Genomic DNA, 20,318 nt, shown 5'->3' on the forward strand with positions numbered 1-20,318 from the left:
GCGTTTCCCGTCGCTAGAATTGCGCACTTTTTGATCAGAGGCACATCAAGTGCCCATCCGTTGCCCTGTCGTGCCCGACTGGCGGCGTCATTCAATACCGAGGTTAGACATGTCCACCACCATCGCAAAAGCCAACCCAAAGGTTGGCTTTGTTTCCCTGGGTTGCCCGAAGGCTCTGGTCGACTCCGAGCGCATCCTCACGCAACTGCGCATGGAAGGCTACGACGTTGTGTCCACCTACCAGGACGCTGACGTGGTGGTGGTCAACACCTGTGGCTTCATTGACTCGGCCAAGGCAGAGTCCCTGGAAGTGATCGGCGAAGCCATCAAGGAAAACGGCAAGGTCATCGTCACCGGCTGCATGGGCGTGGAAGAAGGCAATATCCGCAACGTGCACCCAAGCGTGCTGGCGGTGACCGGTCCGCAGCAGTACGAGCAGGTGGTCAACGCCGTGCACGATGTGGTGCCGCCGCGCCAGGACCACAACCCGCTGATCGACCTGGTGCCACCCCAGGGCATCAAGCTGACCCCGCGTCACTATGCGTACCTGAAGATTTCCGAAGGCTGCAACCACAGTTGCAGCTTCTGCATCATCCCGTCGATGCGCGGCAAGCTGGTCAGCCGCCCGGTGGGCGATGTACTGGACGAGGCCCAGCGCCTGGTCAAGTCCGGGGTCAAAGAGCTGCTGGTGATCTCCCAGGACACCAGTGCCTACGGCGTCGACGTGAAGTACCGCACCGGTTTCTGGAACGGCGCGCCGGTGAAAACCCGCATGACCGAACTGTGCGAAGCCCTGAGCAGCCTGGGTGTGTGGGTGCGCCTGCACTACGTGTACCCGTACCCGCACGTCGACGAGTTGATCCCGTTGATGGCCGCCGGCAAGATCCTGCCGTACCTGGACATCCCGTTCCAGCACGCCAGCCCCAAAGTGCTCAAGGCCATGAAACGCCCGGCCTTCGAAGACAAGACCCTGGCGCGGATCAAGAACTGGCGCGAGATCTGCCCGGACCTGATCATCCGCTCGACCTTTATCGTGGGCTTCCCCGGCGAAACCGAAGAAGACTTCCAGTACCTGCTGGACTGGCTCACCGAAGCCCAACTGGACCGCGTCGGCTGCTTCCAGTACTCGCCGGTGGAAGGCGCCCCGGCCAACCTGCTGGACCTGGCGGTGGTGCCGGATGATGTCAAGCAGGACCGTTGGGAGCGTTTCATGGCCCATCAACAGGCCATCAGCTCGGCCCGCCTGCAACTGCGCATCGGCAAGGAAATCGAAGTGCTGATCGACGAAGTGGACGAGCAAGGCGCGGTCGGCCGCTGCTTCTTCGACGCGCCGGAAATCGACGGTAATGTATTTATCGACGATGCCAGCGGCCTCAAGCCCGGCGACAAGGTCTGGTGCACGGTCACCGACGCCGATGAGTACGACCTCTGGGCGCAAAAACGCGACTAAGCGGTAAAAAATTGAAAAAGCCCTGCTTCTGGACAAGATGCGGGGCTTTTTTAGGTCTATCGTTTGCCCCATCACCGCCAACAAGCAGCAAGGAGCAGCGGGCATGGGCCAGCACTCGGTTATCCACACCCCGAAAACCAGCGACTACCCGGAATTGACCCGGATCTGGGAGGCCTCGGTGCGAGCCACCCATGACTTCCTGCCGGATAGCTACATCGAGCGCCTGAGACACTTGGTGCTGACGCGCTACCTGGATGCCGTGATGTTGATCTGCACCAAGGACGCGCGCCAACGGATCACCGGATTTGCCGGCGTTGCGGCGGGCAAGGTGGAAATGCTGTTTATCGACCCGCACTACCGGGGCCAGGGCCTGGGGCAGCAGTTGCTGCAGTATGCGGTTACGTCGATGAATGCCGATGAACTGGACGTCAACGAACAAAACCCCCAGGCCCTGGGCTTCTACCTCAAGCAGGGTTTTGAAGTGATCGGGCGCACCGAGCATGACGGCATGGGCCAGCCCTATCCGTTGCTGCATATGCGTTTGCGCCAGGTGCAGCAAACACGCAGCGGCTGACACAGCCCAAATCAAATGTTGGCGCTGGCTTGCCTGCGCCCACAAAAAGCAACTGCGGCGAAATGGGGCCGGGATTAACCGGCTCCAGGCAGGTACAATAGCTGCCCCCTTTTGTTACGGCCCTTGTCATGACTGACCCCATACGCCTCTCCAAACGCCTTATCGAACTGGTCGGTTGCTCCCGTCGGGAGGCCGAGCTGTTCATCGAAGGCGGCTGGGTCTCGGTAGATGGCGAAGTGATTGATGAGCCACAGTTCAAGGTCACGACACAAAAAGTCGAACTTGATCCCGAGGCCAAGGCCACGGCTCCAGAGCCTGTGACTATCCTGTTTCATGCACCGGTTGGTGTGGATGTCGACAGCGCGATGCAGTCCCTGAGCGCCGAAACCCTGTCTGAAGAGCACCGCTTCAGCAAGCGCCCGCTCAAGGGCCACTTCCTGCGCCTGACCGCCAGCGCCGATCTGCAGGCCAAGGCCAGCGGCCTGTTGGTGTTTACCCAGGACTGGAAAATCCTGCGCAAGCTGACGGCCGATGCCGCCAAGATCGAGCAGGAGTATGTGGTTGAGGTCTCCGGCGACGTGGCAGAGCACGGTCTGAACCGCCTCGCCCATGGCCTGATGTACAAAGGCAAGGAATTGCCTGCGGTCAAAGCCAGCTGGCAGAACGAGAACCGCCTGCGCTTTGCCCTGAAAAACCCGCAGCCCGGCATCATCGCCCTGTTCTGCGAAGCCATTGGCCTGAAGGTTGTGGCCATTCGCCGCATCCGCATTGGCGGCGTGTCCATCGGCAAGGTGCCGGTCGGCCAATGGCGCTACATGTCCGGCAAGGAAAAGTTCTAAGCCACCCTATTTCTCGAGATCGCCCGCCCGGGCGATGTCTACAGTCGAATACCAGGATTGCCCACCATGATTCACAACGACGTACTGCGCAGCGTGCGCTACATGCTCGACATCAGCGACAACAAGATGGTCGAGATCATCAAGATCGGCGGCATGGAAGTGTCCAAGGACGACCTGCTGACCTACCTCAAGAAAGACGAGGAAGAAGGCTTTGTGTTCTGCCCCGACGAAGTCATGGCGCACTTCCTCGATGGCCTGGTGATCTTCAAGCGCGGCAAGGACGAAAGCCGTCCCCCACAGCCGATCGAAACCCCGGTGACCAACAACATCATCCTCAAGAAGCTGCGCGTGGCCTTCGAGCTCAAGGAAGACGACATGCACGCCATCCTCAAGGCGGCCGAGTTCCCGGTGTCCAAGCCGGAATTGAGCGCACTGTTCCGCAAGTTCGGCCATACCAACTATCGCCCGTGCGGCGACCAGTTGCTGCGTAACTTCCTCAAGGGCCTGACCCTGCGGGTTCGCGCGTAAGCCATGAATTACAACGTCTCGCCCGTAGGTTTCGTGCGCTCCTGCTTCAAGGAGAAGTTCGCCATCCCGCGCCAACCCCAACTGGCGCCCGCCGCCAGGGGCGTGTTGGAGTTGGTGGCGCCGTTCGACCAGGGTGAGGCCGTACAGGGCCTGGAGCAGGTCAGCCATGTGTGGCTGCTGTTCCTGTTTCATAAGGCCCTGGAAGACAAACCGCGCTTGAAAGTGCGCCCGCCGCGCCTGGGTGGCAACACGTCCATGGGCGTATTTGCCACCCGCGCGACCCATCGCCCCAATGGCATCGGCCAGTCGGTGGTGAAGCTGGACAAGGTGGAGCCGGGCCGGCTGTGGATTTCCGGGATCGACTTGCTCGATGGCACGCCGGTCTTGGATATCAAGCCGTATGTGCCCTATGCCGACATCATCGACACGGCCACCAACCGCATCGCAAGCAGCGCGCCACAGCTGATTCCCGTGCAGTGGCTGAAGACCGCGCTGCACCAGGCACAAGGCCACGCCCAGCGCCTTGGCGAGCCGTTGGTGGAGCTGATTGAGCAGTGCCTGGCACAGGACCCCCGGCCGGCGTATCAGACGCCAGGGCCGGAGCGCGAGTATGGTGTGCGGTTCTGGGATGTGGACGTGCGTTGGCACTATCCCGAGGCTGGGGTGATTTGCGTGCTTGAAGTGGTTGCGGCCGAATAAACGCCAAAAACAAATATGGGAGCTGGCCGGTGTGAGAGCTGGCTTGCCTGCGATATAGGCACCTCGGTGTATCAGCTACACCACGGTGATGCCATCGCAGGCAAGTCAGCTCCCACATCGGGCAGCTCCCACATTTTTATAGTCGTGCTTACTTCTCGACGAACGCACGCTCGATCAAGTAGTCACCCGGCTCACGCATGCGTGGCGAAACCTTCAGGCCGAAGCTGTTCAGCACTTCGCTGGTCTCGTCGAGCATGCTCGGGCTACCGCACAGCATGGCGCGGTCGTCTTCAGGATTGATCGGCGGCAGGCCGATATCACTGAACAGCTTACCGCTGCGCATCAGGTCGGTGAGGCGGCCTTCGTTTTCGAACGGCTCACGGGTCACGGTCGGGTAGTAGATCAACTTTTCACGCAGCGCCTCGCCGAAGAACTCGTTCTGCGGCAGGTGCTCGGTGATGAACTCGCGGTAGGCGACTTCGTTGACGTAACGCACGCCGTGGCACAGGATCACTTTTTCGAAGCGCTCGTAGGTTTCCGGGTCCTGGATCACGCTCATAAAGGGCGCGAGGCCCGTACCGGTGCTGAGCAGGTACAGGTGTTTGCCCGGCTTCAAATCGTCCAGCACCAGGGTGCCCGTCGGTTTTTTGCTGATGATGATCTCGTCGCCTTCCTTCAAGTGCTGCAATTGGGAAGTCAGCGGGCCATCCGGAACCTTGATGCTGAAGAACTCCAGATGCTCTTCCCAGTTAGGGCTGGCGATGGAGTAAGCGCGCATGAGCGGGCGGCCATTGGGCTGTTGCAGGCCGATCATCACGAACTGACCGTTCTCAAAGCGCAGGCCCGGGTCGCGGGTGCACTTGAAGCTGAACAGAGTGTCGTTCCAGTGATGAACACTGAGGACACGCTCGTGGTTCATGTTGCTCATGTACGGGGAACTCCTGGAAATGGGTCAGCGCCAAAAATGATAGGTGCGCAATTGCACAGTATTCTAATGGCGGCGACAATATCTGTTAACTGGATTATTAAGATAAGGGTTATCGGTTATATAGATATGCGATTTACTCTCCGTCAACTGCAAGTCTTCGTCGCCGTCGCCCAGCAGGAAAGCGTGTCTCGCGCTGCTGGCCTTCTGGCCTTATCTCAATCCGCCGCCAGCACCTCGATCACCGAGCTGGAGCGCCAATCCAGCTGCCAATTGTTCGACCGCGCCGGTAAACGCCTGAGCCTCAATGCCCTGGGTCATCAATTGCTGCCCCAGGCGGTGGCGCTGCTGGACCAGGCCAAGGAAATCGAAGACCTGCTCAACGGCAAGTCCGGCTTCGGCTCCCTGGCGGTCGGCGCCACCCTGACCATCGGCAATTACCTGGCGACGCTGCTGATCGGCAGCTTCATGCAGCAGCATCCCGAGAGCCAAGTGAAGCTGCATGTACAGAACACTGCACATATCGTGCATCAGGTCGCGCATTACGAAATTGATCTGGGTCTAATCGAGGGTGACTGCAGCCACCCGGACATCGAGGTGCAAACCTGGGTCGAGGATGAACTGGTGGTGTTCTGCGCGCCCCAACACCCCCTGGCCCTGCGCGGGCAGGCGACCATGGAGCAGTTGACCCATGAAGCCTGGATCCTGCGGGAACAGGGCTCCGGGACGCGCCTGACGTTTGATCAGGCTATGCGCCATCATCGCAGCGCGCTGAATATTCGCCTGGAGCTGGAGCACACCGAGGCGATCAAGCGCGCAGTGGAGTCAGGATTGGGGATTGGTTGCATTTCCCGGCTGGCACTACGGGATGCGTTCCGGCGCGGCAGCCTGGTGCCGGTGGAGACCCCGGACCTGGACCTGGCCCGGCAGTTCTACTTTATCTGGCATAAACAGAAGTACCAGACCTCGGCCATGCGCGAATTCCTCGAGCTGTGCCGCGCCTTTACCGCCGGGGTACAGCGCAGTGACGAGATCGTGCTGCCGAATATCGCCTAGATCAGGATGACTGCCCACACCACGGTGATCATGGTCAGCGCCACGAATTGCGCGGCGCTACCCATGTCCTTGGCATTTTTAGATAGGGGATGGCGATCCAGGGAAATCCGATCAATCGCCGCCTCCACGGCCGAGTTGAGCAACTCGACAATCAGCGCCAGCAGGCACACGGCAATCAACAGTGCGCGCTCTACGCGGCTGACCGTGAGGAAGAAGCTCAACGGAATCAGGATCACGTTGAGCAGGACCAACTGGCGAAAGGCCGCCTCGCCGGTGAAAGCCGCACGCAAACCATCCAGGGAATAGCCCCCGGCGTTGAAGATACGTTTGATACCGGTTTGACCCTTGAACGGCGACATAGGCAGGCAACTGAGCAAAAAATGATGGAAGGAAGCTAGAGCACGTCAAGTCAAAAAAGCGTGAACAGCACCGCTCTATTAATGGGAAATTGACTCAAGCTGTTGCAAGAGCAGCGCCGCCTGGGTGCGGGTGCGCACGCCCAGCTTACGGAAAATCGCGGTGACGTGCGCCTTGATGGTCGCCTCGGATACGCTCAGCTCATAGGCGATCTGCTTGTTCAGCAAGCCTTCGCAGACCATGGTCAGCACACGAAACTGCTGGGGCGTCAGGCTGGCGAGCCCTTCCTGGGCGGCCTTGGCTTCGGCAGACACGTTGATTTCTTCAAATGCCTGGGGCGGCCATGAGACATCACCGTCCAGCACCGTACGTACCGCAGCTCGAATCTGCTCCATGGAACTGGACTTGGGGATAAAGCCACTGGCCCCGAACTCACGGGAGCGCACTACCACGTCTGCCTCTTCCTGGGCCGACACCATCACCACCGGAATCTGCGGATATTGCCCGCGCAACAGTACCAGGCCGGAAAACCCGTAGGCGCCGGGCATGTTCAGGTCCAGCAGCACCAGATCCCAATCAGTCTTGTCAGTGAGCTGGGTTTCCAGTTCAGCGATGCTGCCCACTTCAACCAGGCGTACATCCGCGCCCAGCTCCAGCGTAACCGCCTGGTGCAGCGCGCTACGGAACAGCGGATGGTCATCGGCAATCAGGATTTCGTATGTGGCCATTTATTAAATGATCCTGTTTTTTATGGGAGTACCGATGGGTTCGGTGCTCACCAACGTACGAGGTGCCAGCCAGCGGCTGTCACGAACAGTTACGCTTGATGGCATTTTAGCCGCCTCAGGCGATGCAGTGCCATCATGCAAATGTCATCTGGCCGCGAAGTCCTACAGATAAGGTGCAAGACGGGTATGGACACTGTCCGTCGGATCCAGCGCCAACTGGAACTTGGCCGCCAGGTAATGGGTACTGAAAACATCCAGGTAGGCGTCCAGCACTTCGCTGGCCTGCTGGTCCTCGGCCAATTCCAGGCACAAGGCAGCCACTTCGGCAGTGCAGAAATGGTCATCGCGCTTGGAGCGGCGCAACTTGTAGCGCGATAACTGCTCCGGTTCCAGGCTCAGTACCGGCAGGTGCTCCAGATACGGGCTCTTGCGGAACATCTTGCGCGCTTCGCTCCAGGTGCCGTCCAGCAGGATAAACAATGGACGCTTGCCATCCGCCACCTTGACCTCGCTGACCACCCGCTGCGGCGCTACAAACTCGCCGGGGAAGACGATATAGGGCTGCCATTGCGGGTCGGCCAGCAGCGCCAGCAACTCAGGTTCGACGGCCGTGCGCGCCCAGGGAAAAGCACTTGTATCGTCGATTACATCCGCTATCAACCAACCGGTATTACTCGGTTTCATCGGTTCCACGTCATGCATCAACAGGCACATGGCCGACCTGGCCTGGACCTTGGGGCGCCACGCACACAAGCAGTATTCGGGGATGACCCGGCATCTGGGGCAACGTTCGGCACGCGAGCCGCGTGCGACAAAGGGGCTGACGGCACGGGCCAGGCGTTGGGTACGCAGACGGAAGACCGCATGACTCATAGCGGGTGCCGTTGTGAAACGATGAAAATCGACACGGGCAAAACTCGGGGCAGCAAAAGTGCCGGCAGTTTACCAGAGCCGCCCAACCAATACGCCTGGCCGTCGCGGCGACAGGTCACCTATAATCCCGCGCCACTGAACGCATAGCGCAGTGACGGGTCTATGGACCAGTAACCGAATCAGGAGAGTTTCATGCTGCGTCTTATGTTGCGTCTTGCCGCCCCGACCGTCGCCCTGGCGCTGGTATTACCCGTCGGCGCCCAGGCAGCCTCCCTGGTGGAGCTGCAAATGAACAAGAAACTGCAAAGCGTCGCGGCAGAAAGCAACAAGGACCTGCCCAGGGAAATTGATGAACAAACCCTGGAAGTGGCCTACACCGTCGAAGGCATGCAACTGATTGACCACCTGAGCGTCCTGCCAGAGCGCGCCGAACAGATGCGCGCCAACCCCAAGGCCGTGTATTTCCAGCTGGGACAGAGCGTCTGCCTGAACAAAGGTTATCGCGAGTTGATGGCCAAGGGCGCGGTGATGCGCTACGAAATCACCGAAAACAAGACCAACCGCCCGGTGGCGTCGGTCAAGTTCGTCGAAGCGGATTGCCCGGCTCCGGCCAAGAAGAAAAAGTAAGTCCCTCCCCAAGCGCCAACATGGCCCCTGTTGAGCTGTGCAGCAGCCCTGAAACCTGAGTTGTCGGCCTATCTGCCAGACCTCAGGGGGGCTGCTACGCAGCCCAACGGCAGACAAGCCTCCTCGCCACAGCCCTTCCTGCAAAACCTTGATCAATCCCTATTAAGTTATTGCCAGACAAGACTTTAGGGGCTCATGATCGAGCCATCCGGTAACATTTCCAGGGCAAAAAAGGTTGCCCTCGCGCGACTTGCAGTGCAAAGGTTTTTAATCACAAGGAACATACAGAGCCTGTTTCGTCGCCGTCAGCAGCCTGCAATAAGACGCCGGGGCTCTGTAACGAAGGAGAAGCTGAATGCCTGATCAACCGAATGACCTGCTGAACCGTCATTTTCCAGGAAACGGGACCGACCTCGCCCAGCAGGTCGAAGCGCAACTCAACCTGATTGCCCCCAGTAGCCCGAATATTTCGCTGTATCGCGACATGATCCTCACCGTGCTGCGCATGGCCCAGGACGACCGTGACCGCTGGAACGCCAAGATCACCTTGAAAGCAATCAATGAACTGGACCACGCGTTTCGTGTACTCGAACAGTTCAAAAGCCGCCGCAAGGTCACCGTCTTCGGTTCGGCCCGCACCCCAGTGGAAAGCCCCCTCTACGCCCTGGCCCGCGAAGTGGGCGCGGCCCTGGCCCGTTCGGACCTGATGGTCATCACCGGTGGTGGCGGCGGCATCATGGCTGCCGCCCACGAAGGCGCCGGACTGGCCCACAGCCTGGGGTTCAATATCACCCTGCCCTTTGAACAGCATGCCAACCCGACCATTGATGGCACGGAAAACCTGCTGTCGTTCCACTTCTTCTTTACCCGCAAGCTGTTTTTCGTCAAGGAAGCCGATGGGTTAGTGCTGTGCCCGGGTGGCTTCGGCACCCTGGATGAAGCCTTGGAAGTCTTGACCCTGATCCAGACCGGCAAGAGCCCGCTGGTTCCAGTAGTACTGCTGGACGAGCCCGGCGGTGGATTCTGGCAAGGCGCCCTGGACTTTATTCGCAGCCAACTGGAGGCCAACCGCTACATCTTGCCCACCGACCTCAAGCTGGTGCGCCTGGTGCACAGCGCCGAAGAGGCAGTGAACGAAATCAACCAGTTCTACGCGAACTTCCACTCCACCCGCTGGTTGAAACGCCAGTTTGTGGTGCGCATGAACCACCCTCTCAGCGAGCGTGCGTTGGCGCATATACAGACGGCATTCGCTGACCTGCGGCTGAGTGATGACTTCCAGCAATTGGCCTATGGGGGCGAAGAGCACGATGAGGCGCACTTCAGCCACCTGACGCGACTGGTGTTCAACTTCACCGGGCGTAATCAGGGGCGGTTGCGGGAGTTGGTGGATTACATCAACTTGCCGGAGAACTGGGCCCAAGCCCAGGGTAAAACACAGCAACGCGTAGCGCCGGAACCGGCGTGAGGCCGTAAAACGCAAAAAAGGCCCGCTATTTTCATAGCGGGCCTTTTGTTTTAGTGCTGTTTTATGTGGGAGCTGTCGAGCCCCTTTGATCGCCGCTTGCCGAAGAATCAGTCGTCCAGATCTCGACCGCTCAACAAGCGGCTGATCATCTCCATTGAAAACCCGCGATAGCTCAAAAAGCGCCCTTGCTTGGCACGCTCACGGGCATCAATCGGCAGATGGCCGGCAAACTTGCGACGCCAGGTGTCTTCCAGTTGCGTTTGCCAACTGATGCCACACTCACGCAACGCCAGTTCAATATCGGCGCGCTGCAAGCCCCGCTGACTCAATTCCTCACGAATCCGCGCAGGGCCGTAGCCCGAGCGTGCCCGGTAGGAAACAAAACTTTCGAGATAACGGGCTTCGGAAAGCAGCCCCTCTTCCGTCAAGCGGTCGAGGGCTGTTTCGATCATTTCGGGGGGGGCGCCACGCTGACGCAGTTTACGCGTCAGCTCGACACGACCGTGCTCGCGTCGTGCGAGCAGGTCCATTGCCGTACGCCGTACGGCAACCAGCGTATCGAGTACAACTGTCATCGTTGGACTCAGATATCAGCGTCGGCTTCTGCCATGTCATCAACAGGTTCGCGGTTGGCCGCTGCCTTGACGTCTGGCGCCGGGGTCAGCAGCTTGTCGCGGATCTGCTTCTCGAGGGTCGCCGCGATATCCGGGTTGTCCTGCAGGAACTTGGCCGAGTTGGCCTTGCCCTGACCGATCTTGCTACCGTTGTAGGCATACCAGGCACCGGACTTCTCGACAAAGCCGTGCAGCACGCCCAGGTCGATCATCTCGCCGTTCAGGTAAATACCTTTGCCGTAGAGGATCTGGAACTCAGCCTGACGGAATGGCGGAGCCACCTTGTTCTTCACAACCTTGACGCGGGTTTCGCTACCGACAACCTCGTCACCTTCCTTCACCGCGCCGGTACGGCGGATGTCCAGACGGACCGAAGCGTAGAACTTCAGCGCGTTACCACCGGTGGTGGTTTCCGGGCTGCCGAACATCACGCCGATCTTCATCCGAATCTGGTTGATGAAGATCACCAGGCAGTTGGCGTTCTTGATGTTACCGGTGATTTTACGCAGCGCCTGGGACATCAGACGGGCTTGCAGGCCGACGTGCATGTCGCCCATTTCGCCTTCGATTTCAGCCTTTGGTACCAGGGCTGCCACGGAGTCGACCACAATCACGTCGATGGCGTTGGAGCGCACCAGCATGTCGGTGATTTCCAGGGCTTGCTCGCCGGTGTCCGGCTGCGAAACCAGCAGGTCGTCGACATTGACGCCCAGCTTGCCAGCATATTCAGGATCCAGGGCGTGCTCGGCATCGACGAACGCACAAGTGGCGCCCATTTTTTGTGCCTGGGCAATCACCGACAGGGTCAGGGTGGTTTTACCAGAAGACTCCGGACCGTAGATTTCAACGATACGGCCTTTTGGCAGGCCGCCAATGCCGAGCGCGATGTCCAGACCCAGAGAGCCAGTGGAAATAGCCGGGATCGCCTGACGGTCGTGATCGCCCATACGCATTACGGCACCCTTGCCGAATTGACGTTCGATCTGACCCAGGGCCGCAGCCAAGGCTTTCTTCTTGTTGTCGTCCATTAAAGTCCTCACGTAATCAATAAGGCCTGACGGCCAACACCTGTATAAGTAGACAGTATTGTTCCATAAAGATCGGGGATCGCCTACCCCTGATTTTCTATTTCTGCTGCAGCTCGTCGCAACAGCCCCTCTAATGCGGCTTTTACCGTTTGTCGGCGGACCTCGTCGCGGTTGCCGGGGAAGTGCTGGCACTCAGCCGTAACCTCGTCACCGACACCCCAGGCCAGCCAGACAGTACCCACCGGTTTGTCCGGCGAGCCGCCATCGGGGCCCGCCACGCCGCTGACCGCCACCGCAAACCGCGCCAGGCTTTTTTCCTGGGCGCCCCGGGCCATGGCCTCGACCACTTCACGGCTCACCGCGCCGACCTTGGGAAACAACCCTTCCGGCACATTGAGCTGACGGGTCTTCTGGCGATTGGAATAGGTCACATACCCGGCCTCGAACCAGGCCGAACTCCCCGGAATACGGGTGATGGCTTCGGCGATGCCGCCACCGGTGCAGGATTCGGCGGTGGTGACGTGGGCATTGAGCACCTGCAAACGTCGGCCAAGTTCGGCGGCGAGTTGGGTAATTTCCTTCACGGTCGTCTCCAGGAAAGTGCGGGGGTTTGCCTACCCTACAGGAGCCCATCGGCCACGCAAGCAGCAGACGGCTTCAACAGATTACCGGGTGATGGCACTTACATACGCCTGGCAGGCCCGCAACGCGATCAGTCCGTTATCGCCGGCATCGGTGATGCCGATAATTCGTTGAGCATGCGCCGGGTCAAGTCGACCTCGCGGGGCTCCATGAACCACGCTGCCGGCGGCGGTGGCCGGCATTGCGCGGCCATTGGCGGGGTCGGTGGCGTCGAGAAGGACTGACAAGCGCACATCAGCAGTGGCCAACCGATCGCGCAGATAAACCTGGTGACGCTGTGCATCGCTCAACTCCCGCGTGTGTTGTTGATCGCTGGCGTGAAGCTGTTGCTCCAACGCCCGACGCCTGTCCTGTTCGGCCCGGTATTGGCCCTGTGCTTCCTGGCTTTGCCGGTTGAGCAGGGCTGAATGTCGTGCGGCCTGGCGCTCAAAGGCCAGGCCATGACGCCAGGCCTGGACCTGCCAACTGGCTGCCGCCGAGATAGCCATCAGCAGGGCAACCGCCCATATGCGCCCGCTCAACGGCATAACACCGCCCTCGCCTTTTCCCACAGCTGTTGGCGGTGCTCCAGTCCGTTGAGGCCACCATTGATACGGCGGGTGATGGTGGTGAATTGGTCCTGGTCGGCCAATTCATTCAAGCCGTTGCTGTGCCAGAACCAGGCGGCGGATTCGGCCGCCCATTGCGGCTGCTCCAGCAGTTCGGGGAAATGCAGCAGACGTTCATCGCCAAACAGCGCCCGGCTGCAGGCCAGGTAATTGCGCCGCCCGGTAATCTGGATCAAGCCGCGGCCCCGGTACTTCTGGCCGTCACCGTCGGCGTCGGGAGTGTTGCCCAGGCGTGCAGCCAAGGCGCCCGTGTCGTATTTGCTCAGGTAGTGCTCGCCGCCCAGTTCACGCACGTAACGCAGCTCACCGGACTCGTGCCCGACCTGGGCGATAAACGCCGCCACCCGCTTAGGCCCGGTGATGTGTCGATGGAGCATGGCGGCGTTCAGCGCCAAAATAAAAACGCCCGCTTGGGCGCGGGCGTTAGGCAGGATCTGTTGCAACTGCTTCAGCGTGATCATCCTTGATCTCCAAGCATTTAAGAGGCCAATCCACGGGCCATGATCGAACTGCGATACCCCGTCGTCGTGTCGCCTACATGGGTCACCTTGTCAATCGACCAGCGCCCCTGCATATAGCCCGGCCAGGTTTCATCCAGCAACAACAGGCCTTCGGCGGACAGCAACGGGTTACCAGGGCAGTCGATGGTGATGCTCAAACCTTCACGCCCCACCCGGCGCAACTCGCCCTGTGCCACTGAGCGCGCTTCGGTTTCACTCTGGCACCGTTGGCGCAACGTCTTGAACGGCGCGATCCCCACCTCGACCACGCGCTGGCGAGAGGCCGCGGCATCCCACCAACTGACACGGCACCCCTGGTATTTGGCCCGCGCATTTTCATCAACCCGGGCACTGATAAACGCCTGCTCGCCGGGACGGTTGTCATGGGTCACCGACAGCCGCACATCCGGCAGTTGCTGGCCCGAGAGCGACTTGACCTGGCCGCTTTCCGCCAGCACATACAGCTCGTTGACCGGCTTGGTCACCGCGTTGTAACGCCCGGCCAGTCGGGTGATAAAGCCCATGTCCGTCTCGTTGGACTGGTCGATATGATCAATCGCAATCCCATCCAGCGACGGCGCCACCCTGGGCGAAAACCCATGCCGCGTCGCCAGTTGGCGAAACAGCGCACCGAGGGTCGTGGGCCCATGGCTGGCGGAACGGCGCTGGCGGTAGCCACTCTGGTCCATCACGCTGAACGGCGCCGCCGTGGCCACGATCACCAGGCGCATGGGAAACAGGTAAGGCGTGCGCTGGGTAATCACAAACTCGCCTTTTTCCACCAGGCCCGACTCGCGGTAACCCACGCGCAAACCGATCTTGGCGCCCAGGCTCGGCAGGCCTTCCAGGCCCTCGATATTGATGGTCAGTTCGAGGCGGTCGGATTCGATCCCCGCCGCGTCGGTGTGCTTCCACTGCATCAGCCGTGGGTTGATCAAGGCCGCGTTGGCGCCATAAATCTCCACGACCGGGGTAAATCCCATTGCCATGTTGCCTCCTTAATCCCAGGCCGAAACCGGCTTTGCAACACCCGGTTGCGCGTCCATCTCGGGCACGATCACCCCGATGCCCGCCGGCAACACTGGGCCATACTCGGCAAGCCCGGGGTTCAAGCGCCAGAGGGTTTCTTCGGCCGCGTCATCGCACCGCCCCAGCTCACGGTAGAGCAGGAGGTTGACCGAATCACCGGCAATACTTCGGACTCTACGCATTGATAAATTCCTCCAGCACCAGCGTCCACTTGATCACCATGGCAGTGCCGTCATCAATCACACTGGCCTGGTTTTCCGTGACCGCCGTAATGCGCCACAACCCCCAATTGCGGCCGATGCCATCGACCAGCGGCAGCGGTGCCCGTGCATCCTGCAAGGCGCGCAATTGGTCCAGGCGCTGCATGCCGACGGCCGCCATGGCGGTTCCATTGAAGGTCAGTTTTTCCAGCTTCTGACCGTTCTGTCGCGACTGGGGCTTGCTGGCAATAATCTCCAGGTCGCCCCAGCCACCATCACTGCTGCGCTGGAGCGCGGAATAGGCGAACCCTCGGGACAGCCCGAAAATAAAGTCGCCCAACACCATCTGCTGTCGCATCAATCACCTCCGTCGGTCAGTGCCGCATTGCGCCGAACCGCCAGTGAATCGCTGAGCATCGGCACGCATTGGTTTTGCAGGCTTTGCAGGACCCGGTCGACCACCTGCTGGGCGTCGGCAGGGTTGACGCCGGTGATCTGGATGCTCGGCGCCAGGGTGACCTGGACGTTGTCCGAGCGGGCGCTGTTGAGCTCTTTGCTCACGGCATCGGGCGATGGCAGGCGGTCACTGGGGCCGAACAATTTTTCACCGAACCAACTACCGCCCTCGCCGCCCAACAGGCCACCGATAACGCCGCCCACCGCAGTGCCCACGCCAGGGAATACCAGGGTGCCAAGGGCCGCCCCGGCAGAAGCGCCGGCCCATGCGGCACCGGCGGTACCGAGGCCGCTGCCGACGGCTCGCATGTTGCCGCTGCGCACGCCCCGGACGACGTTGATGGCCGCCTCGGCGGAGCGCAATGGCGTCAACCTGCGCACGCCGATAGATCCCAGCCGGCTCAGGGTTGGGACCAGGCGGGAGGCTGGGGCCTTGCGCAGGCCGAGGGCTGATGCACTCTTTAATAGCAACGCCTTGCCTGTGTTCAACGCACGGGTAGAAACCCTTCGCAGGCTAGCGCTTACCGAAGTCACCCGCGCCAGGAACCCCGTTTTCAGGCCGTCAAACACCTTGCCTGCGCGCTCGCCCAGGCTCCTCATGATTGCCATGGGCCCAGTGGCGCTCCTGCCGGTCCCTGAGGTTTTTCTCGGCATCGGTGGGCTTGTGCGGCCAGTGCCGTTTTGCCTCACCGTTTTTCGTGACCCTTTGGGCCCGTAACGAGCCCGCCCGGTCAAGGGTTCGCTGGCGCCTGGGCAGCAGCAGTCCTTGCTATCGTCCCGGAACAATTTCCCGACGTAGGGCAACTTGCCCAGCGTTGCATCGACTACCTTGCCCGATACCCGGCTCTTGACCGTATCAAGCAAGCTTTCACCCACCCATTTGGAACTCTTGCTCAACCAGGACTCAGTCGCCGAGGCCTTGTCTTTGGACGCAGCTTGCGGCGCACTGGTCATGGCTTCAGCGACCGTGCCGCCCAGCGGCCCACCCGTGATAAACAGGGTGCCATTAAGGGTTTCCAGGCTCTCGCGCAGGCGCACCTGTTCCTCGGTCAACGCGTGGATATGCAGGCTGGCGTTGGCCAGGGCCAGGCTCAGCTCAGACGGCGGCTCGGTTGCGCCGCCCACACTGGAGGCGCCAACCAGACTTTCGTCCTGTGCTTCAAGCAGGCCCGGCAGTTGCAAGGCGCCACTTTCGGCCAGTGCGGGAAAGGTCATCCAGCGTTTGTCTTCGTCGGCGAGCTTGAGCGTATATCGAGGGTCTTGCATCTCGCTCTACTCCTATTTGACGCCAAGGCGATTGATCGCGATGTCGTAGCGGCGCAATGCTTTTGCGGCATCCCATTCGAGGATTTCCGCTTCGTTTACCGAGTAAACCAGCGGTACAACGTCGAGGATTACTTCGATGTCGCGCTGCGAAAGAAGTCCGCCGGTTTGTTTAAAAAATCGTCGATGCGCTCCTGCAATTCCGTCCAATCAGGCACCGTCAGGCCGTCCAGATCGGGGATCATCAGGCCGGTGCAGTGCGAGGTGATGAACTCGGCGCGCTCTTTGTTGGTGGCGAGTTTTTTCATCACTTGGGTGGCACGCAGGGCAGGCATTTCCAGGGTGACGCTGGTCAATACGCGGCCGGCCACTTCCAGTGGCAGCAGCAGTTGCACTTGCTCGCCGGGCTCGGTGGAACCTTCCAGAAAGAACGAAGCCGGGCGCGTCGACAGGTCGTGCACGTACTGGACGATGCTCACGTAGTCCGGGCGCTTGAGTTGGTCGAGTTCCTTTTCCGAGAGGCCGGTGGCCAGTTTGGCCAGCTCGAAGAACTGGTCGTCCTCATCATCGCCCGCACGGGCCAGGGCCTGTTTTTGTGGGGCGTAGAACAAGGGTTTGAGTTGGATCTGCTCGATCGTCGCACCGCTGTCGGCGGTGATGGGCGCCAGCAGGATATGCAGGGGTGGCTTCCAGGCCATGGGCGAAATTCCTTGATGAACAATGTTGAACACGTGGACACGGTCAATGTGGAATCTGGCTTGCCTGCGATCGCGCTGTGTCAGCAGCCTCATTTGTCACTGGTAGACCGCTATCGCAGGCAAGCCAGCTCCCACACTGGCCGTGCCTATTTCCGATTTGTGGAAGGGCTTACGGCATCAACACCGCACGCCGGGCATCGCCGAGGATGTCGACGCCGTTGAGCACAAACTTCTGGGTGCGCACGTCGATGTCGATCACCGGCACGCCGTTGTCCAGGCGATGGTAGGTGCGGCAGGACAGGTCCAGGGTGGTGGTGGCCTTTTCGCCCATCTTCAGCTTGGCTTCCTCCAGGGATTTGAGCTTGCCGCCGACGGTGTGGTAGGTGAAGTAGGTCTTGCCGTCCTGGTCCTGACCCGCTTCGCGCACGTTGAGCAGAATGTCTTCGCCCAGGCGCACGCCCAGGGCCAGCATGATTTCGGGACCGGCGCCTTGCAGCACCAGCTTGGCGCTGAGCACCTTGGCACTCTTGGCCATTTCCTCGGCGATAAAGCGCCCGCCGGACATGGACTCCATCTCGAATTCGATCTTCGGCGGGGTGAATTCCTCGACAGTCGCCGACAGCGGCAGGCCTTGGAGGGTCGCCGCAATGGCCTGTCTGACTCGGTTGGTAAACATTAGAGAACGTCCTCCAGGAACTGCTCGATGATTTCATCGCGGGCATTGAGTTGATAAACCATGTGTTCGTTCGGCGCGTAGCGGCCGTAGTCGATCACGATGAACCAGGTGCCGTTCTTGTACTTCTCGACACTGTTGAGTTCCGGGTGCAGATACACACTGCCGCCAGGGATGGTTTCGTCGGCCACCAGGGTTTGCAGCCAGTCGTTGATGCGCTTGACCTCCTGGTCCATGAACGACTTGGTCAGGTTGTGTGCCATGGCTTTCTGCCCGGCCTTGACCAGCTTGCGGCTGATGGCGTCTTCCAGGCCGACATAGCTGATGAACTTGCCGGTGATGGAGCGGTTACCCAGCAGCGAGAAGCCACCGAGGATGGTGCGCGCGTAGTAGCTCACGCCGTAACGGTTGAGCAGGTCGCCTTCGGTGGAGGTGTCGAGGATGTTGTACTCGACCACGCGGGACACGTCTTCGGCGAAGGTCACCTGGTTGCCCGGGCTTTCCCATTGCTTGACCTTGGCCAATGCGGCGATGGCCAGGGACGACGGCGCGAGGAATACGTTTTTCTTCGCCGCCTTGGAGTACACCGACGGCATGTTGTGCACCAGCAAGCAGCGGTCGAAACCCAGGTCGGCACCACCCAGCTCGCCGCTGTAGGTCACTTGGTCGGCGACGCTGGCGTCTTTGCCGTCCAGCACCACACGGGCCTTGATGCGCTTGCCGAACGCGGCAAATTCACCGGCCACCGCTTTGGTCCCGGTGAAGCCCGGGGCGCCGATGATGGTCAGGTCTTCGGGGACGCTGCTCAGCGCCGCGAGGCCCAGTTTGCGACCGGTTACCGGCTCGTTGCCGCCGATCACGTTGTTGAGGGTATCGGCCGGGGTCGCGCCCTCTTCGACGATAACCACATACACCGGCACCTTGACCACTTTGAGGATCTGGTACACCGCATGAAACAGCGTGCCCGACTCGGCGCCGGTCGGGTCCAGCAGCGCCTGGGCGGTGAAGCTGTTGATGCGAAACGGGGCGTTTTTCGGGATCGACAGGTGCGCATTGGGCGCGGTGCCGACCAGACCGATCACGTTGTCACCCAGGCCACCCATGGCCTCGGGGGATTCGCTGGCATTGACGGTGATGCCGTTATGCTCGAAGTTCAAAACCTCAGCCATGATTATTCAGCCTTCTTGGTGACGGCCTTCTTGGCCGGTGGGGTGTCTTGGGCGGCAGCCAGCACGCTGGTCAATTCCAGGCGGCCGGCGGTGCGCAGGGCGGTTGCTTCGACGTCCAGCAGGTCCAGTTCCTGGCCGACGGCGGACCAGTGGCCACCTCCGGTGGGGAATGGGATGAGGACGGTGTAGGTTTGGCGGTTGGCCATGGGGGGAATTCTCCGGATGCAAAAAGCGCAAAGCCCCTGCGGGAGGGGCTTTGGGCGAGCGAAAAAAAACCGCTGTCGCGGTGGGGTGAATTACTTCAGGAAGGCCGGCTTTTCAGGCCAGATCACGGCGTCCGGGTCGGCGCCCTGGTCGGGGATATCGCGCAGTGCCTTGCGGTAGGCGACGAACACCGGGCGGTCTTTATCCGCCATGGGGTAATCAGGCATTGCCGCATAATCGCTGGCGGAAAGATCGGCGTCTCGGGACGCTCGGATTTCCGCCCACTTAATCAGAGGATGCAGTTCAGCAAGTGTAAAAACAGGTTTCATTAACGTTCTCCTTAATCCAAAGCCAACATGTATGACCAATCAGAGGGATGAGTAACGACACCCGTACAGGCGCCTGCAAGCATGACCTCAACGACCCCATCTGCCGTGATACACATTGGGTGGATAAACCAGTAATGGCCAAACATATGAGTCGGTTGCATGACTACTGAACACCAACGCCACTTGCCCTTTACGGCCCCTGTACACCACGCGTTATTAACCTCCCCTTCAACAATCCGAACAAAAGCACCTATCGTCAGGCTCGAGTTCAGAATCAACGGGCGGCCACCACTTAACTTTCCGTCATCGGCTGACCTTGGATAAGCGAGCCAAGTACCTGCCGTAGTACTCGACCATTTCATTTGCCAGACATGAATAACATTTCTCCAATATTCAGAGGCCCTAATATCAAAATCAGGAAACTGTTCCCGAACATCAGCTTGGACTTGTAGCATAAAATCGATATCTGCTTGGGGGCGCCCAGCTTTCTGAGAAACAGTAGTGATTGCCCGCAATTTCGTTGTAGTTACCTGCTGATGGATATCCCATCCCTGGATCAAATTGCCTGTGGCATCCGGCGCCATACTAAAATTTTGCGTAAGCGCCAGCCTGGGCAATCGCTGATCCAAACTTGCGATCTGTTCACGGTAAGTTCGCTGTGCCGCCTCAAGGGCTTTATCAATCTCGCCAATCTTGCCCGTCACAACACCCGTCAGATTATTTGCCGCGCTGACAACCGCGGCCAATTGCTGTTCAGTACTCAATGTTTAAACTCCTTGTA

General features: G+C 60.1%; 27 protein-coding genes. 8 read left to right on the top strand and 19 right to left on the bottom strand.

Features of this window, described 5'->3' with window-relative positions; all coding sequences use genetic code 11:
* The first annotated feature begins 121 nt into the window (after positions 1-121).
* From rimO to tsaA, 5 genes are all read left to right on the top strand, one after another.
* Positions 122-1,450, top strand: a complete 1,329-nt coding sequence (gene rimO / locus HBR93_RS00790) for a 30S ribosomal protein S12 methylthiotransferase RimO (RefSeq protein WP_169959842.1) — start codon at positions 122-124, stop codon at positions 1,448-1,450.
* Positions 1,451-1,553: 103 nt separating this feature from the next.
* Positions 1,554-2,024 carry a GNAT family N-acetyltransferase gene (locus tag HBR93_RS00795; RefSeq protein WP_057439366.1) on the top strand — a complete coding sequence of 157 codons (471 nt, stop codon included), beginning with the start codon at positions 1,554-1,556 and terminating at the stop codon, positions 2,022-2,024.
* 128 nt (positions 2,025-2,152) lie between these two features.
* Positions 2,153-2,863, top strand: a complete 711-nt coding sequence (locus HBR93_RS00800; protein ID WP_057439365.1) for an rRNA pseudouridine synthase — start codon at positions 2,153-2,155, stop codon at positions 2,861-2,863.
* A gap of 66 nt (positions 2,864-2,929) precedes the next feature.
* A complete protein-coding gene (locus HBR93_RS00805) occupies positions 2,930-3,391 on the top strand; it encodes a DUF1456 family protein (protein ID WP_057439364.1) in 462 nt (153 codons plus the stop codon).
* A gap of 3 nt (positions 3,392-3,394) precedes the next feature.
* The gene (tsaA, locus tag HBR93_RS00810) at positions 3,395-4,090 is read left to right on the top strand and encodes a tRNA (N6-threonylcarbamoyladenosine(37)-N6)-methyltransferase TrmO (RefSeq protein WP_169959691.1); all 696 of its coding nucleotides are present in this window, start codon (positions 3,395-3,397) and stop codon (positions 4,088-4,090) included.
* A gap of 148 nt (positions 4,091-4,238) precedes the next feature.
* Here the strand turns inward: tsaA and fpr are convergent, their stop codons facing one another.
* Positions 4,239-5,018, bottom strand: coding sequence for a ferredoxin-NADP reductase (fpr, locus tag HBR93_RS00815; protein ID WP_003172178.1), 780 nt, complete (start codon positions 5,016-5,018; stop codon positions 4,239-4,241).
* A gap of 126 nt (positions 5,019-5,144) precedes the next feature.
* Here fpr and HBR93_RS00820 point away from each other — a divergent pair, with 126 nt between their 5' ends.
* Complete coding sequence (locus HBR93_RS00820; protein ID WP_032858383.1) at positions 5,145-6,071, top strand: LysR family transcriptional regulator; 927 nt, start codon at positions 5,145-5,147, stop codon at positions 6,069-6,071.
* Here HBR93_RS00820 and HBR93_RS00825 read toward each other — a convergent pair.
* The 3 genes from HBR93_RS00825 to HBR93_RS00835 form a co-directional block, all read right to left on the bottom strand.
* On the bottom strand, positions 6,068-6,436 hold the full coding sequence (locus HBR93_RS00825) for a diacylglycerol kinase (RefSeq protein WP_169959843.1): 369 nt from the start codon (positions 6,434-6,436) through the stop codon (positions 6,068-6,070). The genes HBR93_RS00820 and HBR93_RS00825 overlap by 4 nt on opposite strands.
* 72 nt (positions 6,437-6,508) lie before the next feature.
* Positions 6,509-7,156: a response regulator transcription factor ErdR gene (erdR, locus tag HBR93_RS00830; protein WP_057958630.1), complete on the bottom strand. Its 648-nt coding sequence runs from the start codon at positions 7,154-7,156 to the stop codon at positions 6,509-6,511.
* Positions 7,157-7,318: 162 nt separating this feature from the next.
* On the bottom strand, positions 7,319-8,029 hold the full coding sequence (locus tag HBR93_RS00835; protein ID WP_057439360.1) for a tRNA-uridine aminocarboxypropyltransferase: 711 nt from the start codon (positions 8,027-8,029) through the stop codon (positions 7,319-7,321).
* 192 nt (positions 8,030-8,221) lie between these two features.
* Here HBR93_RS00835 and HBR93_RS00840 point away from each other — a divergent pair, with 192 nt between their 5' ends.
* On the top strand, positions 8,222-8,656 hold the full coding sequence (locus HBR93_RS00840; protein WP_057439359.1) for a PA3611 family quorum-sensing-regulated virulence factor: 435 nt from the start codon (positions 8,222-8,224) through the stop codon (positions 8,654-8,656).
* Positions 8,657-9,011: 355 nt separating this feature from the next.
* Positions 9,012-10,124 (top strand): TIGR00730 family Rossman fold protein, encoded by a 1,113-nt coding sequence (locus tag HBR93_RS00845; protein ID WP_057439358.1) that lies wholly within the window; start codon positions 9,012-9,014, stop codon positions 10,122-10,124.
* 107 nt (positions 10,125-10,231) lie between these two features.
* Here HBR93_RS00845 and recX read toward each other — a convergent pair whose 3' ends face one another.
* From recX to HBR93_RS00920, 15 genes are all read right to left on the bottom strand, one after another.
* Positions 10,232-10,699: a recombination regulator RecX gene (recX, locus tag HBR93_RS00850; protein WP_057439357.1), complete on the bottom strand. Its 468-nt coding sequence runs from the start codon at positions 10,697-10,699 to the stop codon at positions 10,232-10,234.
* 8 nt (positions 10,700-10,707) lie between these two features.
* Positions 10,708-11,766, bottom strand: coding sequence for a recombinase RecA (gene recA, locus HBR93_RS00855; RefSeq protein ID WP_029295312.1), 1,059 nt, complete (start codon positions 11,764-11,766; stop codon positions 10,708-10,710).
* Positions 11,767-11,849: 83 nt separating this feature from the next.
* On the bottom strand, positions 11,850-12,350 hold the full coding sequence (locus HBR93_RS00860) for a CinA family protein (RefSeq protein WP_032858393.1): 501 nt from the start codon (positions 12,348-12,350) through the stop codon (positions 11,850-11,852).
* Positions 12,351-12,431: 81 nt separating this feature from the next.
* Positions 12,432-12,935, bottom strand: a complete 504-nt coding sequence (locus tag HBR93_RS00865) for a lysis system i-spanin subunit Rz (RefSeq protein WP_057958627.1) — start codon at positions 12,933-12,935, stop codon at positions 12,432-12,434.
* Positions 12,926-13,477 (bottom strand): glycoside hydrolase family 19 protein, encoded by a 552-nt coding sequence (locus HBR93_RS00870; RefSeq protein ID WP_169959692.1) that lies wholly within the window; start codon positions 13,475-13,477, stop codon positions 12,926-12,928. Before HBR93_RS00870 ends, HBR93_RS00865 begins: the two co-directional genes overlap by 10 nt.
* A 17-nt stretch (positions 13,478-13,494) precedes the next feature.
* Positions 13,495-14,505, bottom strand: coding sequence for a contractile injection system protein, VgrG/Pvc8 family (locus HBR93_RS00875; protein ID WP_057439356.1), 1,011 nt, complete (start codon positions 14,503-14,505; stop codon positions 13,495-13,497).
* Between the two features lie 9 nt (positions 14,506-14,514).
* Positions 14,515-14,727 carry a tail protein X gene (locus tag HBR93_RS00880; protein ID WP_057439355.1) on the bottom strand — a complete coding sequence of 71 codons (213 nt, stop codon included), beginning with the start codon at positions 14,725-14,727 and terminating at the stop codon, positions 14,515-14,517.
* Positions 14,720-15,103: a phage tail protein gene (locus HBR93_RS00885; RefSeq protein WP_115128871.1), complete on the bottom strand. Its 384-nt coding sequence runs from the start codon at positions 15,101-15,103 to the stop codon at positions 14,720-14,722. The genes HBR93_RS00880 and HBR93_RS00885 overlap by 8 nt, the downstream gene beginning before the upstream one ends.
* A complete protein-coding gene (locus HBR93_RS26850; protein ID WP_262377131.1) occupies positions 15,103-16,467 on the bottom strand; it encodes a tail tape measure protein in 1,365 nt (454 codons plus the stop codon). Before HBR93_RS26850 ends, HBR93_RS00885 begins: the two co-directional genes overlap by 1 nt.
* A gap of 128 nt (positions 16,468-16,595) precedes the next feature.
* Entirely contained in the window at positions 16,596-17,162 is a 567-nt protein-coding gene (locus HBR93_RS00895) for a phage tail assembly protein (protein WP_169959693.1), read from the bottom strand.
* A 169-nt stretch (positions 17,163-17,331) separates the two neighbouring features.
* Entirely contained in the window at positions 17,332-17,838 is a 507-nt protein-coding gene (locus HBR93_RS00900) for a phage major tail tube protein (protein ID WP_128593209.1), read from the bottom strand.
* Positions 17,838-19,004: a hypothetical protein gene (locus HBR93_RS00905; protein ID WP_057439351.1), complete on the bottom strand. Its 1,167-nt coding sequence runs from the start codon at positions 19,002-19,004 to the stop codon at positions 17,838-17,840. Before HBR93_RS00905 ends, HBR93_RS00900 begins: the two co-directional genes overlap by 1 nt.
* 2 nt (positions 19,005-19,006) lie before the next feature.
* A complete protein-coding gene (locus HBR93_RS00910; protein ID WP_057444703.1) occupies positions 19,007-19,210 on the bottom strand; it encodes a hypothetical protein in 204 nt (67 codons plus the stop codon).
* A 90-nt stretch (positions 19,211-19,300) separates the two neighbouring features.
* Positions 19,301-19,537 (bottom strand): tail fiber assembly protein, encoded by a 237-nt coding sequence (locus HBR93_RS00915; protein WP_169959694.1) that lies wholly within the window; start codon positions 19,535-19,537, stop codon positions 19,301-19,303.
* Between the two features lie 11 nt (positions 19,538-19,548).
* Positions 19,549-20,301 (bottom strand): hypothetical protein, encoded by a 753-nt coding sequence (locus HBR93_RS00920; RefSeq protein ID WP_169959695.1) that lies wholly within the window; start codon positions 20,299-20,301, stop codon positions 19,549-19,551.
* Positions 20,302-20,318 lie beyond the last annotated feature (17 nt).

Source organism: Pseudomonas sp. WS 5411 (assembly GCF_012985595.1).
In the GTDB taxonomy this organism is placed as follows: domain Bacteria; phylum Pseudomonadota; class Gammaproteobacteria; order Pseudomonadales; family Pseudomonadaceae; genus Aquipseudomonas; species Aquipseudomonas shahriarae.

What these genes read in the sequence shown, in the direction of transcription:
- HBR93_RS00915 (WP_169959694.1), bottom strand. Translation starts at nt 19,537, where the DNA reads ATGAAACCTGTTTTTACACTTGCTGAACTGCATCCTCTGATTAAGTGG.
- HBR93_RS00880 (WP_057439355.1), bottom strand. Translation starts at nt 14,727, where the DNA reads ATGCGTAGAGTCCGAAGTATTGCCGGTGATTCGGTCAACCTCCTGCTC.
- HBR93_RS00840 (WP_057439359.1), top strand. Translation starts at nt 8,222, where the DNA reads ATGCTGCGTCTTATGTTGCGTCTTGCCGCCCCGACCGTCGCCCTGGCG.
- HBR93_RS00865 (WP_057958627.1), bottom strand. Translation starts at nt 12,935, where the DNA reads ATGCCGTTGAGCGGGCGCATATGGGCGGTTGCCCTGCTGATGGCTATC.
- HBR93_RS00885 (WP_115128871.1), bottom strand. Translation starts at nt 15,103, where the DNA reads ATGCGACAGCAGATGGTGTTGGGCGACTTTATTTTCGGGCTGTCCCGA.
- HBR93_RS00805 (WP_057439364.1), top strand. Translation starts at nt 2,930, where the DNA reads ATGATTCACAACGACGTACTGCGCAGCGTGCGCTACATGCTCGACATC.
- erdR (WP_057958630.1), bottom strand. Translation starts at nt 7,156, where the DNA reads ATGGCCACATACGAAATCCTGATTGCCGATGACCATCCGCTGTTCCGT.
- recA (WP_029295312.1), bottom strand. Translation starts at nt 11,766, where the DNA reads ATGGACGACAACAAGAAGAAAGCCTTGGCTGCGGCCCTGGGTCAGATC.
- HBR93_RS00895 (WP_169959693.1), bottom strand. Translation starts at nt 17,162, where the DNA reads ATGGCCTGGAAGCCACCCCTGCATATCCTGCTGGCGCCCATCACCGCC.
- HBR93_RS00795 (WP_057439366.1), top strand. Translation starts at nt 1,554, where the DNA reads ATGGGCCAGCACTCGGTTATCCACACCCCGAAAACCAGCGACTACCCG.
- HBR93_RS00900 (WP_128593209.1), bottom strand. Translation starts at nt 17,838, where the DNA reads ATGTTTACCAACCGAGTCAGACAGGCCATTGCGGCGACCCTCCAAGGC.
- HBR93_RS00835 (WP_057439360.1), bottom strand. Translation starts at nt 8,029, where the DNA reads ATGAGTCATGCGGTCTTCCGTCTGCGTACCCAACGCCTGGCCCGTGCC.
- fpr (WP_003172178.1), bottom strand. Translation starts at nt 5,018, where the DNA reads ATGAGCAACATGAACCACGAGCGTGTCCTCAGTGTTCATCACTGGAAC.
- tsaA (WP_169959691.1), top strand. Translation starts at nt 3,395, where the DNA reads ATGAATTACAACGTCTCGCCCGTAGGTTTCGTGCGCTCCTGCTTCAAG.
- HBR93_RS00800 (WP_057439365.1), top strand. Translation starts at nt 2,153, where the DNA reads ATGACTGACCCCATACGCCTCTCCAAACGCCTTATCGAACTGGTCGGT.
- HBR93_RS00845 (WP_057439358.1), top strand. Translation starts at nt 9,012, where the DNA reads ATGCCTGATCAACCGAATGACCTGCTGAACCGTCATTTTCCAGGAAAC.
- HBR93_RS26850 (WP_262377131.1), bottom strand. Translation starts at nt 16,467, where the DNA reads ATGCAAGACCCTCGATATACGCTCAAGCTCGCCGACGAAGACAAACGC.
- recX (WP_057439357.1), bottom strand. Translation starts at nt 10,699, where the DNA reads ATGACAGTTGTACTCGATACGCTGGTTGCCGTACGGCGTACGGCAATG.
- HBR93_RS00875 (WP_057439356.1), bottom strand. Translation starts at nt 14,505, where the DNA reads ATGGCAATGGGATTTACCCCGGTCGTGGAGATTTATGGCGCCAACGCG.
- HBR93_RS00905 (WP_057439351.1), bottom strand. Translation starts at nt 19,004, where the DNA reads ATGGCTGAGGTTTTGAACTTCGAGCATAACGGCATCACCGTCAATGCC.
- HBR93_RS00870 (WP_169959692.1), bottom strand. Translation starts at nt 13,477, where the DNA reads ATGATCACGCTGAAGCAGTTGCAACAGATCCTGCCTAACGCCCGCGCC.
- HBR93_RS00910 (WP_057444703.1), bottom strand. Translation starts at nt 19,210, where the DNA reads ATGGCCAACCGCCAAACCTACACCGTCCTCATCCCATTCCCCACCGGA.
- HBR93_RS00820 (WP_032858383.1), top strand. Translation starts at nt 5,145, where the DNA reads ATGCGATTTACTCTCCGTCAACTGCAAGTCTTCGTCGCCGTCGCCCAG.